The organism is Spirillospora sp. NPDC048824, from assembly GCF_043198455.1.
Classification (GTDB): Bacteria; Actinomycetota; Actinomycetes; order Streptosporangiales; family Streptosporangiaceae; genus Spirillospora.
This window is the reverse complement of sequence record NZ_JBICUS010000007.1, coordinates 359029-374801: the sequence shown is the minus strand read 5'-3', so window position 1 is coordinate 374801 and position 15773 is coordinate 359029. Positions and strand designations below refer to the sequence as shown.

General features: G+C 67.4%; 13 protein-coding genes. 3 read left to right on the top strand and 10 right to left on the bottom strand.

What is annotated here, in order from left to right:
- Nucleotides 1-165: 165 nt before the first annotated feature.
- Nucleotides 166-555: a nuclear transport factor 2 family protein gene (locus ACGFIS_RS17095; RefSeq protein WP_392905904.1), complete on the bottom strand. Its 390-nt coding sequence runs from the start codon at nucleotides 553-555 to the stop codon at nucleotides 166-168.
- 66 nt (nucleotides 556-621) lie between these two features.
- On the opposite strand from ACGFIS_RS17095, the gene ACGFIS_RS17090 reads away from it, so the two are divergent.
- The gene (locus ACGFIS_RS17090; RefSeq protein ID WP_392905903.1) at nucleotides 622-1122 is read left to right on the top strand and encodes a MarR family winged helix-turn-helix transcriptional regulator; all 501 of its coding nucleotides are present in this window, start codon (nucleotides 622-624) and stop codon (nucleotides 1120-1122) included.
- Between the two features lie 224 nt (nucleotides 1123-1346).
- On the opposite strand, the gene ACGFIS_RS17085 is transcribed toward ACGFIS_RS17090, so the two are convergent.
- The 3 genes from ACGFIS_RS17085 to ACGFIS_RS17075 all read right to left on the bottom strand — a co-directional run bounded on the left by ACGFIS_RS17085 (nucleotide 1347) and on the right by ACGFIS_RS17075 (nucleotide 4191).
- Nucleotides 1347-2729: an MFS transporter gene (locus tag ACGFIS_RS17085; RefSeq protein ID WP_392905902.1), complete on the bottom strand. Its 1383-nt coding sequence runs from the start codon at nucleotides 2727-2729 to the stop codon at nucleotides 1347-1349.
- Between the two features lie 112 nt (nucleotides 2730-2841).
- Nucleotides 2842-3384: a hypothetical protein gene (locus ACGFIS_RS17080; RefSeq protein ID WP_392971546.1), complete on the bottom strand. Its 543-nt coding sequence runs from the start codon at nucleotides 3382-3384 to the stop codon at nucleotides 2842-2844.
- Nucleotides 3385-4002: 618 nt separating this feature from the next.
- Complete coding sequence (locus ACGFIS_RS17075) at nucleotides 4003-4191, bottom strand: hypothetical protein (RefSeq protein WP_392905900.1); 189 nt, start codon at nucleotides 4189-4191, stop codon at nucleotides 4003-4005.
- 299 nt (nucleotides 4192-4490) lie between these two features.
- Between ACGFIS_RS17075 and fxsT the strand changes: the two genes are divergently transcribed.
- Entirely contained in the window at nucleotides 4491-7025 is a 2535-nt protein-coding gene (gene fxsT / locus ACGFIS_RS17070) for an FxSxx-COOH system tetratricopeptide repeat protein (protein ID WP_392905998.1), read from the top strand.
- A gap of 27 nt (nucleotides 7026-7052) precedes the next feature.
- Here fxsT and ACGFIS_RS17065 read toward each other — a convergent pair whose 3' ends face one another.
- The 4 genes from ACGFIS_RS17065 to ACGFIS_RS17050 all read right to left on the bottom strand — a co-directional run bounded on the left by ACGFIS_RS17065 (nucleotide 7053) and on the right by ACGFIS_RS17050 (nucleotide 10837).
- Nucleotides 7053-8300, bottom strand: a complete 1248-nt coding sequence (locus tag ACGFIS_RS17065; RefSeq protein WP_392971543.1) for an HEXXH motif domain-containing protein — start codon at nucleotides 8298-8300, stop codon at nucleotides 7053-7055.
- Nucleotides 8300-9526: an FxsB family cyclophane-forming radical SAM/SPASM peptide maturase gene (locus ACGFIS_RS17060; protein ID WP_392905898.1), complete on the bottom strand. Its 1227-nt coding sequence runs from the start codon at nucleotides 9524-9526 to the stop codon at nucleotides 8300-8302. Before ACGFIS_RS17060 ends, ACGFIS_RS17065 begins: the two co-directional genes overlap by 1 nt.
- A gap of 180 nt (nucleotides 9527-9706) precedes the next feature.
- Nucleotides 9707-10240 (bottom strand): GNAT family N-acetyltransferase, encoded by a 534-nt coding sequence (locus tag ACGFIS_RS17055; RefSeq protein WP_392971540.1) that lies wholly within the window; start codon nucleotides 10238-10240, stop codon nucleotides 9707-9709.
- Nucleotides 10241-10429: 189 nt separating this feature from the next.
- The gene (locus tag ACGFIS_RS17050) at nucleotides 10430-10837 is read right to left on the bottom strand and encodes a MarR family winged helix-turn-helix transcriptional regulator (protein ID WP_392905895.1); all 408 of its coding nucleotides are present in this window, start codon (nucleotides 10835-10837) and stop codon (nucleotides 10430-10432) included.
- Between the two features lie 75 nt (nucleotides 10838-10912).
- Here ACGFIS_RS17050 and ACGFIS_RS17045 point away from each other — a divergent pair, with 75 nt between their 5' ends.
- The gene (locus ACGFIS_RS17045) at nucleotides 10913-12367 is read left to right on the top strand and encodes an MFS transporter (RefSeq protein WP_392971537.1); all 1455 of its coding nucleotides are present in this window, start codon (nucleotides 10913-10915) and stop codon (nucleotides 12365-12367) included.
- A 170-nt stretch (nucleotides 12368-12537) separates the two neighbouring features.
- Here the strand turns inward: ACGFIS_RS17045 and ACGFIS_RS17040 are convergent, their stop codons facing one another.
- Together ACGFIS_RS17040 and ACGFIS_RS17035 are read right to left on the bottom strand one after the other, a co-directional pair.
- The gene (locus tag ACGFIS_RS17040; protein WP_392971534.1) at nucleotides 12538-14934 is read right to left on the bottom strand and encodes a VIT domain-containing protein; all 2397 of its coding nucleotides are present in this window, start codon (nucleotides 14932-14934) and stop codon (nucleotides 12538-12540) included.
- A complete protein-coding gene (locus ACGFIS_RS17035) occupies nucleotides 14931-15758 on the bottom strand; it encodes a MerR family transcriptional regulator (RefSeq protein ID WP_392971531.1) in 828 nt (275 codons plus the stop codon). The genes ACGFIS_RS17040 and ACGFIS_RS17035 overlap by 4 nt, the downstream gene beginning before the upstream one ends.
- Nucleotides 15759-15773 lie beyond the last annotated feature (15 nt).

Here is a 15773-nt window from a genome sequence, read left to right as displayed (position 1 = left end):
CCGCCGGACGGTGTGATGGGGGCGGCCGGTGTGCCGGCGGAGCGGAAAGGCCGCTGATCTCACCGTGGTCTTGGTGATAGCGAGGGGGTGGGTAGTCGCCGTCCAGCCAGGACAATGTCATCTCCTTTGTGCCCGGGGGTGATCGTTGGAGCGTTCAAAACCGGCTCAGGCCCCGAGCCCGGCCAGGAGCGGTGCGGGGGCGTTGAGGAAGACGTCCAGGCCGAGCAGTCGGCCTTCCTTGACGTGCCAGACGTGCAGTTCCCGGACGGTGGTCGCCGTCCCGGTGCCGCGGGGGGTGATGCGGGCGTTGCCGACGACGACGATGTGCTCCCGGCCTTCGATGAACTGGGCCGGTTCGTAGGTGGCATCGGCATGTTCGGCGACCTTGCCGAACATCTCCCGCACGCCTTCATGTCCCCGGTAGGTGCCGCGCCAGGGGACTGCCGCCGACTGCCGGGAGACGAAGCCGGGGTCGAGTGACTCGACGAACCGGTCGAGGTCGCCGTCAGCGAACGTCTGGTAAGCGGCCCGGGCCGCTTCCATGTTGCGGGACATGAACACCTTCCCTCATATCTCTTCTTGGTAAGATACCGATAAGAGACTAGCAAGAGGGGGCGTGAGATGGGTGACGCCGTAGACGCGGTGATGGACGCCTGGCGCCGGGAGCGTCCCGACGTGGACATCTGGCCGGTCGGGGTGGTGGGCCGAATCCAACGGCTTGCCCGGCTGCTGGAGGCGGAGATCCAGGGCTTCTTCCGCCGGCACGGCCTGGACAACAGCGAGGCCGACGTTCTGACCACGCTCCGGCGTTCGGGCGAACCCTACGAGCTGACCCCCGGCCAGCTCGTCAAGGCGTCCATGGTCACCTCGGGCGCCATCACCAAGCGCATCGACCGCATGGTGACCAAGAACCTCGTCGAACGGGTCCCCGACGCCGTCGACCGCCGCACGGTGCGGATCCGACTCACCCCCCACGGCCGCCAGACCATCGACGACCTGTTCGCCCTGCACATCGCTAACGAGACACGCCTGCTCCAGGCCCTCGATCGCGACCAGGCGGACGGTCTAGCCGACGCGCTGCGCACCCTGCTGCAGTCGCTCGGCGACACCTCCCTCACCTGACCGGAGGCCAACGGTCCCGACGTCACCAGCAAGGGGATCACCCCCGCGCCCACACTCGCCGGCACCACCCACGTCCACGGACTCCTCGACCAACGCCACATGGACCCAGCATCAGGCGAGGTCAAAGACACCGCCATGGAACAGGCCGACAAGGTCGGCGATGGCCACAGTCGGACCCGCGGTACCAGGCGGGAACAATCGGGGCCGGCTCGCTCGCGTTCAGTTCAGGCCGGTACTCCTGGAAACGCGTATTGCCGATCCTGCTCGGGGTCAATCGCGGCATCCTGCCCGTTGTCCCTGCCATGCCGGTCTGTGGCGTAGGCCGGCTCGGGGGCTCGGTCGTCGATGGTCGGCTCCGGGTGAGGGGCGGTGGTTCGGCGCTGGCAGGTGATGCCGATCGCCAAGGCGAATACGCCGACCGTGAGCCCGAGCATCAGCCAGAAGACGACTTCGGCGGACCGCGTCGGGCCGCAGGCGGAGACGATGTATCCGGCGCAGAGGGCGCCGGCGGCGGCAGAGCTGCGGCTGATGAGATTGCTGGCGCTTGCGACCCTGGCGAGAAGGTGCTGCTCGATCTCACTCGCCTGGTAGAGGTTCAGCGCGACGTTCACGTTTGCGCCGACGAAGCCGATGCCGCCCCAGGCGGTGACCATGGCGACGGGTTGATGGGTGAAGGCGATGACGGCGGTCAGGACTAGCCACGCTCCGGAGCAGGCCACAAGGACGCTGAGTTTCCGGTCGACGGTGATCAGCCACCGGGCCGAGAACGCGCCGATCAGGCCGCCGATGCCGGAGGCGGCCAGGATGACTCCGATGAAGAGCGTGGACCTTTGCTCCTGCTTCGCCAGCACAATGAAAAGAAGTATGACGATCTGGAACAGTACGTTCGTCACTATGCAGACGAACATGATGGCGCGCAGGAAACGCCTGTTCCAAAAGGCGGCCAGCCCGATTTTTAAGGCGTTGACCATCCCCGTATCATCTGGAATCTGCGTCCTGAAAAACCGGCCATCCATTCTCAGTACCGAGAGAAGCGCGGTGAGACCGGCGACCAGGTTGATCAGCAAGGGGCCGTAGTGACCGACCGCTACCAGAAAGCCGCCGAGTGGGCGGCCCATGGACAGGGCTCCTTGGCTGCGCGCCTCGTTTCTCGCGATCGCGATCGGCAGCAGTTGGCTCTGGACGACTCTGGGTACGGAGGTGAGCTCGGCGGTCGCGAACAAGACCGCGCAGGCGCCTTCCACCGCGGCCGCGATCAGCAGGGCGGCGACCGGTTCGTCGAACATCCGGAAGGCGGCCAGGAGCATCAGGGCTGAGGCCACTCTTATGGCCTGGGTGGCGACCATCACGTGCCTGTAGTCGCTTCGCTCGATGAGAACGCCCGCGGGGAGTTGGAGTAGCAAGGGCGGGAGGGTTCCCGCCGCAGTCACCCAACCCGCCAGAACAGGTGAATCCATCACCGACAGGGCAAGCAATGGAAACGCGGCCATCGCGCTCACTGAGCCCAGTTGTGAAACGCCTGAGCCGAAGGTAAGCCAGGTGAAATCACGACCAAGGGAAGGTGATTTCTTTGCCCGCCATCTCCGCCGAACGTGCAAAGCTGCCAAGCTTACCTCCTTCCCGTCAAGAGCGGGGCTCTTAAAAGCAAGGGGTTACCGGTAGAGCCGCACAGCACTGTAGTGGATCAGGCAGTATTTCGAGGGCGATCCAGCAGCGTGGTCAGTGTTCGCCCGGCCGCTGTGGGCAGGTGCCCTCGGCGGTCACCGCGATGCTCAGTTGCTGAACCCGCTGCTTGATCCGGCGATCGACCTCGACGGGGTCGACATCCGCTCCACCCGCGGACTTACCGTACTGGAAAGCCCACGCCACCTCCTCCAGGAGGGACGCGACCACCTCTCGAGTCTCTTCGCTGTGGCTGATACCCCAGAGTCCGAGAAGAGCGGCTTCTGCTTTGGGGTAATCATCCCTTATGCGTCTGATTCGATCGGGTAAATCACGATTGTCCAATCGGGCGGCATCTGTCCGCCGCATGTCCTGGACGAGTTGCGTCCCGACGCTAACCTTGATCACCGCAAGCCGTACCTCCGCGAGAGACGCCTGCAGTTCTCGTTGATGTGCCTCCTGTTCCCTTTCAACCCGCTGATCTCGCTCTTGGCGGCTTGCGTGCCGTGTGCGGCGCCATTCGGCAACGAAACCCCCGACGGTTGCCATAACAGTGCCAAGAATCGTGGCTGAGCCGATCGCGAGTCCAACAACGGCCACGTCCTGCATACTTCCCCCGGTTCGACTTGTAAACCTTACTGACCGTCATGTGATATCGCAGGGGATGGTCTCGCTGTCGCAGGTCCTCCGCCCCCTGCGGCCCGGAGGAGCACCGGGCCGCCGTCGGCGGGCTCGGCGAGGACGGCGTCGAGCGCCCGCCCAGTGGCGTCCGTCCGTGACAGGGTGGAGAGCGCCAAGGCTCGGAGTACCTCACCGGACGGACGGGCGTGGTGGCCGACCCGCCAACGCGGCCATGGGTCGAAGGCCTGCCGGAGCACACGGCGGGGTCCGGGATCGGCCGGCACGCGGCCCGAACACCTGGATGCCGCCGACGCCGCGTAGATCGGTGACCGGTGGAAGAGCGTCTCCGCCTGGCCGATGGCCACCGGCCTGCCGGACGTCCGCCCTCCGGCGAGTTTGGTGTCGCTGTCCCGGCAGTGAATAGCGCGCGCTTCTGTGGTGAAGAACCTGGGCCCCACAAACAGCGCGAATCCTGTACCAGGAAGTGGGGCGGGAGAGCTCACTCGTTGCCGTCCTGCTCTGAGGGCAGATGTTCTGGATGTCGAGTACGACGCCCAGAATGGCGGCCGGGGTGAGTGGCTGACCGTATCCGGCCAATCAGGTCTCGTCGTCGCCCGGTGGTGACGCGAAAGAGTTGAAGGCCGCGATGGCGTCGCCGTCATACCGTGGGTCGAGTATCTCGTTCACGGCGTGCCACAGTGCGCTTTCGCTGATCTCGTCCAGCCGATCGAAGGAGACTTTGGAGAAGTCGAGTCGGCTGACCTGGAGGTTTCCGGGGTCCTGCATGTGATCTCCAGTGGTCGCTGGGCGGCGAACCCTTTAAGTTTGACACGACAGCGTTGATATGGCCAGAAGGCGATCGCATAGCACTCTCTGCTCACGGGTTTTGTGTCCCGTGACACAAAGCCAGAATATTGGACTTATGGCCGGTCGCTCTCGATTTTATTGGACGTCCTAAATGGCATGTTCCTTTCTGGGTGTTGCGAGTATCGTGGTCGGCGTCCCATCGGGTGACGAAAAGGGTCGCCGTCCGCGAGCGGGAACCGGAGGCGGTACACGTGGAGCTATCGGCTGGTCAGGGCGGGATGGGCGCCAGGCGGGTTCCTCAGGTGTGGGGGAAGAAGGTTCCCCCGCGGAACAGGAACTTCATCGGACGTGAAGAACTTCTCGACAGGCTGCGGGCGGGAATAACGGGGCAGGAGGGAATAACGGGCAAGGTGACGGCTGTCGTGTCCGCGCCGCACGCCCTCCATGGACTCGGCGGAGTCGGCAAGACCCAGATGGCGGTCGAGTACGCGCACAGGTTCGGTGCGCATTATGACCTGGTCTGGTGGGTGTCGGCGGACCAGCCGAATCTGCTGCGGTCCGCGTTGGCCGCTCTCTCCCCGCATCTCAACCTTCCTCCGATGACCGTGACGGGCATCGAGGACGCCTGCAACTCCGTGCTGGACGCGTTGAGGCGCGGCGACCCGTTCGACAAATGGCTGCTGATCTTCGATAACGCCGATCAACCCGAGGACCTGACCGAACTCATCCCCAGCGCCGGGCCCGGCCATGTCTTGATCACCTCGCGTAACCACCGGTGGAGCGGCGTCTACGAGACCGTCCCCGTCGACGTGTTCACCCGGAGGGAGAGCCTGAAGTTCCTGGCCAAGCGAGTTCCCCGCACGGTCGACGATCCCGACGCCGACCGCCTGGCGGATGAACTCGGCGACCTTCCGCTTGCACTCGAGCAGGCCGGCGCGCTTCAGGCGGAGACCGGCATGCCCGTGTCGGAGTATCTGGAGCTGCTGGCCGAGCGGACGGCCGAGCTGTTGTCCGTGGGCAAGCCGTCGGAGTACCCGGAATCGATGACGGCCGCGTGGGGGCTGTCGGTCAGCAGCCTGCGAAAGTCGCTGCCCGAAGCGGTCGAGCTGCTCCGCTACTGCGCCTTCTTCAGCCCGGAGCCCATCCCGCGGGACGTCTTCAACCAGAGTCACCCGAAGCTGAGCCCGGAGATAGCGGAGCTGCTCGACGACCCGATTCGACTGAGCCGCGCCATCGGAGAACTCGGCCGCTATGCGCTCGCCAAGATCGACAACACGACCAGCCGGACGATTCAGGTGCACCGGCTGATCCAAGCGCTGGTCCGTGAGGAACTCGGAAAGTCCGACCGGGCACGTATCCGGAGCGAGGTCTACCTGCTCCTGGCGCAGGCCGCACCGGACGTGCCGCAGGACCCGACAAGCTGGTCGGAGTACTTCGACCTGCTCGGCCATGTCCAGCCTGCCGAGATCGCGGAAAGCCATGACCCGGAAGTACGGGAGATGCTGCTCCAGGTGGTCCGATACCTGCGGGCGTCCGGCGACTACGGGTCGGCGCGCAACTTCCTTGAGCAGTTCATCAAGCGGTGGTCCCTGGACGGGTCACCGGAGGAGATGGATGTTCTCCGCGCACAGCGTCATCTCGGCAATGTTCTCCGGGACCTCGGTGACTTCCAGGGCGCCTACGACCTTGACTTCCGGACGATGCCGGCGATGGAAAGGGTCGCAGGAGCGGAACATCCGGAGACGCTCCAGCTCCTCAACAGCCTCGGTGCCGACTACCGTGCCGGCGGCGAGTTCTCGCAAGCGCTGGATCACGACATGAAGTCGCTCGAACGGCACAATCGGGCGTTCCAGAAACGCGAGCCGCAGACGGCGCGCGTGGTCAACAGTCTCGGGCTGGATCACGGACTCAACAGCCAGTATGAGAAATGCAAGGAGTACCATGAGCGCGCCTATATCCAGCAACGTGCGCTCGGGCGTTCCGGTGACGCGGTGGACCTTCTCGCTCCGTGGAGCGGGCTGGCGCGGGCGGTCCGGCTCTGTGGCGACTATGCCGAGGCGTGCGACCTTGGTGTGGAGGTGCACGCGTACGGGGTCACCGAACTCGGTGCCGACCACCCCTGGACGCTCCGTGCCGCGAAGGACCTGTCCATCTCCTGGCGGCGGGTAGGCGAGTTCGAGAATGCCCAGGAAATGGCTCTGAACGTCCACTCACGCTACTTGCGGCTTTTCGGACTGACCCATCCGGATACGCTTGCATCCGCGATGTGCCTGGCGAACATCCAGCGGACGATGGGGGAACTCGACAACGCGATGACGCTGGCGGCGGACACCGTGAACCGGTATCCGGGCGTCTACGGCCCGGAACACCCCTATAACTACGGCTGCACCGGGAACCTCGCGCTTCTGCGACGGGTGACCGGGGAGGCGGCCAAGGCGCGTACATTGAACGAGCAGGCTCTCGCAGGTCTGGAAGCGAGGTTGGGGCGCGATCACCATTACCCGCTAACGGTCGCGGTGAATCTCGCCAGCGACCTCGCCGCGCTGGACGACATCGAAGGGGCCGTTCAACTGGGGCGGGGAACGCTGTGGCGGTTGACGCAGACTCTCGGTGATCGCCACCCTATGACGCTCGCTTGCGCGGCCAACCTCGCCACGGATCTGCTCACCGCGGGAATGAAGGAGGAGGCGCTGAACCTCCACACGGCGACGATGGACCACTATGCGGCGACGCTCGGTCAGGAACACCCCGATGCAATCGTCGCCAAAAAACAACGTCACCTCGACTGCGACTTCGACCCACCTCCGATTTAGGCGCGCGCCTCGGTTTAGGGGGTGTGGTCAGGAATGGCGGCTGCGCCATGATGAGCGATGTTCGTCCGCGTTCGCTCTGGCATTCCGGTGGGCGACAGGGGGGACGTACTCCCGCCGCCATACCCTGAGTGTCCGCGCCATCTCTTCCACGAAGACCATGCCCATATCGGTGAGGCGTTCACTGTCGGCCAGCGTTCGTGCCGCCTGGCCGGCAGCCTCTCGCCAACGCGCGAACTCGCTGTGCGCACGCAGCGCTTGGTTCCCGCGTTCGACTTCTCGCTGCCTGCGCCAGAAGCCGGTAACGCCCAGATAGGCGTACGTCCCCTGGAGCAGACCCGCGATAGGGCGCGGATCCGGCCGCCAGGGCGCGTAGTGGAGGGGGCGGTCGTCACGGAGCGTCAATGGAACGATCTCCAGCAGGGCACTGAGTTTCACGTGCTGCACCTCGTGGGCCAACGTTTCCGCGAGCTCAAGCGGCCCAGGCGGTGTCGACAGGCCGATGTTGCCGAAGGCGTGGGTCGGTGTGCCGCTCACATGCCCGTTTCCGGACGTACGCAGAGGCGTCAACGCGGTGATGGCGGCGGAAACCTCGGTGGCAGTGGTCCAATGCAGCGAAGCCATGCTCTGCCATGCCTCCGAGAGGACGTCCTGCCACTGCCTGACGGCCAGATCGTCGAGGCGTCCTGTGACGGTGCCTGCACCGGGCATCCGGTCGGGATCGCCATCCTCGATGACGAATCTGACGGCGATCCCATCGTGCCGGGCGTGCAAGGTCCGCAGGGGCGTCCAACCGGGTTCGCCGTCGCTCAGGGTCACGTGCCCGACTCGTCCGGAGCCGAACTCGGCCGTGGCGCGGTCAAGCAGGGTCGCGCGTCCAAGCCCGGGCAGGACGACGGCGCCGTTCTCCGCCGGAACCACTACGGCCCGGTCGCTGCCGACCCGGTAAGCCGCTACGGCGGCTGCGCATGCCAGCCGCCCTGGATGGGACGGCCGCCCCTCGCGCAGCTCTGTGAGCGTCCGCCGCACCCAGGCGGTGACCGTTGGATAGGCGAGGATCTCATTGACCAGGTTCGGATGGGCGCGGCGGAGTGAGTTGAGCAGCTCGAAGCCGTCTGCGGCCATACCGGCTTCGGGATGCCCCGCTTCCTGTGCCTTATCCAGCAATCCCCGTATCAGAACCAGCACTCGTCCCCGGTGGATGGCACGCAGTTCTTCGACGGCTTTCTCGCCACCACCGCCGCGAGCGAGGCTGAGAAACGTCCTTTCGGACAGCATCAGCCACGCGATCCCGTCAGTTCGGCCAGATCGTCCACCATGACCTGCCGGACGTGAGTGATCAGGCGCAGGAGGTCCGTGCAGAACACGCTCGGGTTCCGGAAACCGCGTCCCGCCCGGTACCGGTGCGGATAAAGGCCGCCGCCGCACACGCGATGGACGTCGCACGCCCGGCATTTGGGCGATAGAGCCGCGATGCCGATCTGCCGTGCCGCGACCGGAGCGAGCATGAGCGCCGAGTCGAAACTGTCGCGGAAGACGTGCAGACGAGTGGAGGCCGCCCCCTCGTAGGCGGATTTGAGCGTGTCGACCAGTTCGATGGACCCGTCGGTCTCGACGACCGTGACCGCCACCGGCGACAGCCCAAGGGCCTCGCTGCGGGACGGGCGGCCACCGAGCATGCGCATGATTTCGACGAACATCCTGATCCGGGTCTCCTGGACGGGTGCCCGATACCAGCGGTCGAAGATCGCGATCAGCCAGTCCGCATAGGGTGTCCGCCCGGGCGCGGGCAGGCCGGGGGGCGGCGTGTCCCAGTTGCCATGGGGGAGCAGGAAATCGATGGACGATGGGCGGAATGCTAGAAGCGCGTCGTAGGTCTTCAATGGGTCGGCGCCTAGATCGATGGTGGTCAGCAAGCCGGAGAAGAGGTGCCTGTACTGCGGTGCGTTGAGCAGGTCGAGCCCGGCGGCCACCGCTTGATAGCTCCCCCGGCCGTCGGCGCGCTTTCGATGCGAATCGTGACCGTCCTGATCGCCATCCAGACTCACTCCCAGGAGAACGCCCAGTTCGTCGAACAGGTTGAGAAAGTTGGTGTCGAGCAGTACGCCATTGGTCTGCACGTGGAAGGTGACCGTGGTCATCGGATCGATGGCGGATCGGATGGTGTGCAATGCGTACCGGAGGTGCTCGAGGCCCGCGAGGAGCGGCTCCCCGCCATGCAGGATGACATCGATCCCGGGAAGCTTGTTGGCGCGAGCGTGTTCGGCGATCCGTTCCGCAACCTTGACGACCGTGGGTTTCGTCATACGACGAGGCTGTTTCCGCCAATTTTGGTCAGCCATCTCGTACATGTAGCAGTACGTACATTTCAGGTTGCAGCGGCTGTGGATCTTGAGAATGAACTGCCGGAACGGTGTCGGTCGCCATCCCGACTCGAGCAGCGCGCCCACGTCCAGGGTGCCCGGCCACTCGGAGCTTTCGCCCGTGTGTCCACTGTGCGCCACGCCCGTCCACCTCTCGTCGGCAATCGATGCGTGCGACTTGGCGCACTGTCCGGTTTTGTCCCTTTATAGGTCGTTTAGGGAGATCATTAAACCGATATACGACGGCCGATCCGGGCCGCGCACGGGCTGCCGCCCGATCTCGTCACCGTCACCTGCGAAAACGGCCGGTCAGGAAACGGGCTACGGCATCAGGTTCGCGTCGCATGGGGGGAGGCTGGTGGTCATGCCGGCGGTGAGGGCCCAGCGTTCGTGGTCGCGCCAGATGCCGCCGATGTTGATGAACTCGGGAGAGAACCCTTCCCGCCGGAAGCCGAGCCGGCGGACCAGTCGGCGGGAGGGTTCGTTGCCCGGCTGGACATCCGCCTCGACCCGGTGAAGGCCCAGCGGGCCGAAAGCGTAGAGGACGGTCAGGCCGACGCCTTCCGTCATGAAGCCACGGCCCGCGTTCGGTGTGAAGGCGGCGAAACCGAGGATCGCGCGGTCGTACGGTCCGCGGACGATGCCGGTGAGCGTGGCATGACCCGCGATGGCGCCCGTGTCCGCCCGTTTGATCAGCAGTGCCTCGCCGGCCGCCGGGTCCGCGAACCGGCCCAGGTACTCGCGGAACGCCTCCGGGTCGGCCGGCGTCCTGACCCAGTCCTTGTGCAGGTCGGCGCTCTGTTCGGCGAGCCGGACGAACTCGTCCTCGTCCGCCGCCCGCAATCGGCGCAGCATCACGCGACAGCCCACAACACCTCCGCCCTGGCCCGTGCTGCCCATGGACCGGCCTTTGTGGGCCGGCCGCTGGACGACCGGCCGCCTACGGTCAGGTTGCATCACGTTCCCCGTGGAGCGCACTCGCCGCACAGTCACGTCTGGGAAGCGGAGCCGGTCCGCGGGGCGCAAAGCCCTGCGGTCGTGCGGTCAGAGGGTGGAGCCGAGGTGTTCGGTGAGGACCTTCAGGTGGGTCTCGCGTGCCTCGGAGTGGCTCCGGCGGCCGGCGTCGGTGATCTCGACGAAGACGCCGCGGCGGTCGTCCTTGCAGAGGCCGCGCTGGACGTAGCCGTGCTTCTCGAGGCGGGCGACCGTGCGGGACAGGGCGCTCTGGCTGAGGTACATGGCCGCGGCGATCTCCTGCATGCGGTGCTTCTCACAGTCGAGGTCGACGAGGCGGTCGAGGGTCTCGTACTCGCTCATGCTGAGGCCATGGGCGTCTTGCAGGGCACGCTCGAGGGCGCAAGCGACCGTGTTGTAGCAGGTCGCAAGCTTGCGCCAGCGGCCGACCAGAGCAGACTCCGCCTCCATGTCGCGGACCTTACCATGTGTGCGCATCGGATGCATCCACATTAAATTCCAAGGAATTTAGTGCGTGGACATTTAATGCATGCGCATGTACTGTCCTTCGACGTGGCTATCACCGACACCTCAACTGCCCCGACCGTCCGTGCGCCGGCCGCCGCGAGCGCGTCGGCCGAACAGACCTGGACCCCCCGGCTGTGGGGAGTCCTCGCGGTCCTGTGCGCCGTGCTGTTCCTCGACGCCCTCGACGTCTCGATGGTGGGCGTCGCGTTGCCGTCGATCGGCGCCGAGCTGGGCCTTTCGACCACATCACTGCAATGGATCGTGAACGGCTACGTCCTTGGCTACGGCGGTCTGCTGCTGCTCGGCGGACGTACCGCCGACCTGCTCGGCCGCCGCCGGGTCTTCCTCGCCGCTTTGGCCGTGTTCGCGCTGGCGTCCCTGGTGGGCGCCCTGGTGAACGACGGCACGCTGCTGATCGTCACCCGTTTCGTGAAGGGCCTGGCCGCCGCATTCACCGCGCCGACCGCTCTGTCCATTTTGACCACCACGTTCCGTGAGGGGCCGTCACGCAACCGGGCCCTGTCCGTCTTCTCGGTTTTCGGCGCCAGCGGCTACTCGTCCGGACTGATCCTCGGCGGGCTGCTGACCAGCTTCGGGTGGCGCTGGACGTTCCTGACGCCCGTTCCCCTTGCCCTCATCGCCCTGGTCGCGGGCGCCGTCCTGATCCCGCGGGACAGGCCGGCCGCCGCCGGCGGCCACGACCTCGTCGGCGCCGTCACCCTCACCGGGGGCATGCTGCTCGCCGTCTACACCGTTGTTTCCGCGCCTGACCGGGGCTGGCTCGACCCGGTCACGCTGGGCTCCATCGTGCTGGCGGCGGCGCTGCTCGTGGGATTCTTCGTCACCGAGAACAGGGTGCGGCATCCGCTGATCCGGTTGGGCATCCTGCGGATCGGGACGATCATCCGGGCCAACCTCAGCATCGTCGCGCTGTTCGGGTCGTACCTGAGCTTCCAGTTCATGATGACGCTCTACCTGCAGGACGTGCTGCGCTGGTCGCCGCTGAAGATGGCCATGGCGCTGCTGCCGGCTGGACTCGTCGTGGCCTTCGGCTCGCCGTTCGTGGGCCGGCTGATCGACCGGTACGGAACGCCCCGCCTGATCATCAGTTCCATGGCGTCCCTGACCCTCGGCTACGCATGGTTCCTGGGCACGGCCGGGCACGCGCCGCACTACGCGTTCACCATCCTGCCCACCATGCTGCTGCTGGGCGGCGGGTTCGCCTTCGGGTTCAGTTCGATCATGGGTCAGGCGACGGAGGGGATCGACGACTCCGAACAGGGGCTGGCCTCCGGTCTCGTCCAGACATCGGGCCAGGTCGGCGCCGCCCTCGTCCTGGCGGTGGTCACCGCCCTGGTCGCATCGGGGACGGCCGCCGGCGGCGAGGGGTTCGCCGAGTTCACCCCGGGCGTCAACCTGGTCGGAGCCGTCGCCCTGATCGGCCTGGCACTGAACCTGGTTCCCCTGCTGCGACGTAACCACCAGCCCAAGCACGCCTGACGCAATATTCCCGGCGGGGGCGCCCCAACCAGGGGGCGCCCCCGCCGCTGACCCGAACCGCTCCACTCCGTGTGCGTCTGCGGCACCCCGTGTGTGCTGCTCGGTTCGGGGGTGTGGATGGCGGGCGGGGGCGTGCCGGCGGGGTGATAGGCCCCGCCGGCACGGGGCCATCACTGGCGTTTCCAGAAGGGGCGGCGGGGTGTCGCGGCTCCGGTGAAGTCGCTGAGGATGTGAAGCGCGCGGGCCCACTGGTCGTTGATGGTGGCCTCGTCCGATGCGGGGTTCAGGCGGCGCAGGTCGTTGCGGAGTGTGGACAGGGACGTCGCGTCCAGGGACTGCGCCTCCATGCGCTGCACGATCGACTCAAGGATGGGCAGGAGATCGCTCAGCAGGTGGTGGACGCGCCGGTCGTGCGTGGCGGGGACCTCGCGGAGGCGGTCGAGCACGTTGGCCAGTTCCTGCTGGAACCCGGCGAGGGCGGGTGCGCGGCGGGCTCGTCCCGGCACCGCCGAGCCCGCACCGGGCGCCGATGTGCCGGGGGGACGGCCCGTGCCCCGCAGGGGCGTGCCGCGATCGGCGCCGTATCCAGGCGGCGGGCCGGACGGGGCAGGCGGCGGCGGACCGCTCGGTGCCGCGAGGGCTGCCGGCATGAAGGCGTCCGCCGAGGCCGAGAAGGCCGCGTGCGTCATTCTCGGGGCGGCGGTGGGCGACTCCCAGCCGCCGGGCATCTCCACCGGCTGGACGGCCTGGTGCGGGGCTTCGCCATCGGTGACCACCCTGCTGTCCACGGCGACGAACGCGGTGAAGCGACACAGGACGCCGAAGCGGAGGGACGTGCTGACGATGCGTTGTTCAAGGTCGTCCGGGCCTCCGGCCGTGTAGCGGTCCTCCAGGTCGCGCAGGTGTGCGCGGGCCCAGATGGACGTGGTGGCCGGGTCCTTGGTGATGACGCCGGTGGCGTGCTGCTCCCAGGCCGTTCCGCCGGAGGCGGTGCCGCGGACGGACAGCGAGCCGGATGGGGCGCCGCGGAAACGGCCCGCGATCACCAGCGGGACGCCGGGGAACAGCGCACCGAGCCTGCCGGGGGCCACGGAGTCGGGAACGATCTCCAGGCCGTCGGCGTGGAGGCTGAGCCCGGTCGCGAGCGGCGCGGCGATCCGGTGGTGGATGTGCTCCATCGCCTCGTCGAGGCGGTCTTCGCTTTCGACCAGTTCGCAACGGCCCTGGCCGATGGCGGCGAGACGGTTCAGGAAACCCGCGTTGACGGCCTGGTCGATGCCGACCGTGTGGACGCGGACACCGTGCAACCGGGGTTCCAGGCGGGCGAGGATCTGGTCTTCGTTGCCGACCTGGCCGTCGGTGATGAGGACCAGCACCCGGTCGCGGACCGAGCCGGCGAGCAGGCGGCAGCCCTCGTCGAGGGGCGCGAGCATCTCGGTGCCGCCGCGTGCGTTCAGCGCCGCCAGATGCTCCACCGCGCGGAACCGGTTGCGGTCGGTGCCCTCGACCAGGCCGGTGCCGAGGTCGCGGGGACGTTCGACGACGGTGTCGAAGGACAGGACGGCGAACCTGTCCTCGGACCGGAACGTGTCGACGATGCGGGCGGCGGCGCGACGGGCGGCGACCATCTTCCAGCCCTGCATGCTGCCGGAACGGTCGAGGACGAGCACCACGTCGCGTGGGCTCGGCCGGGCTTCTCCGGAGGGGAGCACGGTCATGCTGAACGTTCCCTCCTCACCGGACTCGTCGGGGACGAGGGAGAGGGCCGCGCTTTCATGCGGGGCGTAATCGATACGCAGGATGAAGTCGCGATCGAGGCGTTCACCCGGCCGCAGCCGGACGGTCGTGCGTTCACCCTCGCCCTCTTCGGCCACCACGTGGAGCGCCGAGCGGATCTGGGTCAGCGGCAGCCCGGCCGGGTCGATGTCGACGGTGATGGCCAGCCGCACCGGGTTGGGGAAACCCGGCAGCAGGACGGGCGGACTGATCCGGGACGCGTCCGGCACCGCGCCGGTGTCGTCGGCGACTCCGGGCCCGGCGCGCTCGCCGTCGAGCGGCGCACCCGGGATGTAGCGGGGCGCGACGACGAGCGGGAAGCGGAACGTCGCGCTGGAGGACGACTCGTGCGGCAGGGGCTGGTTGAGCGTCAGCCTGATCGTTACGCGTTCGCCGGGGAGGATGTTGCCCACCCGCATGCTGAAGACGTCCGGGCGGTCCTCCTCGGCGATCGCGGCGCGCTGTCCGGCGGCGATGGCGGTGTCGTAGTCCCGCCGGGCCTGGCCGCGCTCTTTCAGCGTCCCCTCGACGACCCGGTCGGCGGCCTCCATGCGCAGCGCGGTGACGGCGGCGCGGTCGGGCAGCGGGAAGATGTAGGTGGCCTCCAGCGGTATGTCGAACGGGTTGCGGAAGCCTTGGACGACTTCGATGCCGGCGGCGAGCCCGGTGATCGCGGCGTGCACGTCGACGGAGTCGAGCGGCAGGTTGCCCCTGTCGGTCGTGAGCGCACCGATTCCGTGATCGGTCGCCGGGGGCTCGATGTCGGGTAGCGGCAGGATGCGCACGGTCACTGGGACCTCCGGGAAGGATCGGCGGACTGGAACGCGGGGCTTGCTGCGGGGGCGAGGAGACCGCGCCGGCGTAGCTCGTCGAGCAGCGGCCGTGCGGCGGTCTCGATGGCGGTGAGGTCGTCGCCGCTCAGGGCTGGGACGTCCAGCAGGAGGGTGAGGCCGGATGTGAGCCGGACACCCTGGACGACAGAGGGGCGAGGCTCTCCGCAGTCGTCCGAGCCGACGAGTCCGTCGGAGCCGGCATGGTCCACCCTTCGGTGGTCGTCTGGTCTGCCGTAGTCGTCGGTGATGGTGACCGCGCCGTAGGAAACGTCTGGGCGCGTTCTCCAGAAGGTGGCGCGGGCGGTTTCGCTTCCCGTGCCGGGTGGGCTCGCCGCTTCGGTCGTAGCCGTCCGCTCGACCGGCCGCGCTCGTTCCACCGGGCTCACTTCGTCGACCGGGACTGCTCCCTCAACCGGGCTTACCCCGTCAACGGCTGTTCCGTCTTCGTGCGTGTGGATCGGGGCGGGGAACGGGAGGGCGGCGATTCGTTCGAGGGCTGCGTCGGTGGCGGCGGCGAGTTCGAGCTGGATCTCGGCGATCGAGCGGCCCGCGGCCTGGCGGCGCTTGACCGCGACGAGCTGCAGGAGATGACGCGGCCCGTACTGGGCGATGCGGCCACGCCGGCCGAGGGGCGGGTCGACCAGGCCGATCGTGGTGTACCAGCGGATCAGCCGTTCGTTGGGCAGGTCACGCACCCGGCCGCTGACCTGCCCGGATCCGTCCGCGGCAAGGGCCGCGGCGGCGCGTTCCGCCAGCTCGTTGATCGTCCAGGTGCCGTCCATGCCCCCGATGATGAC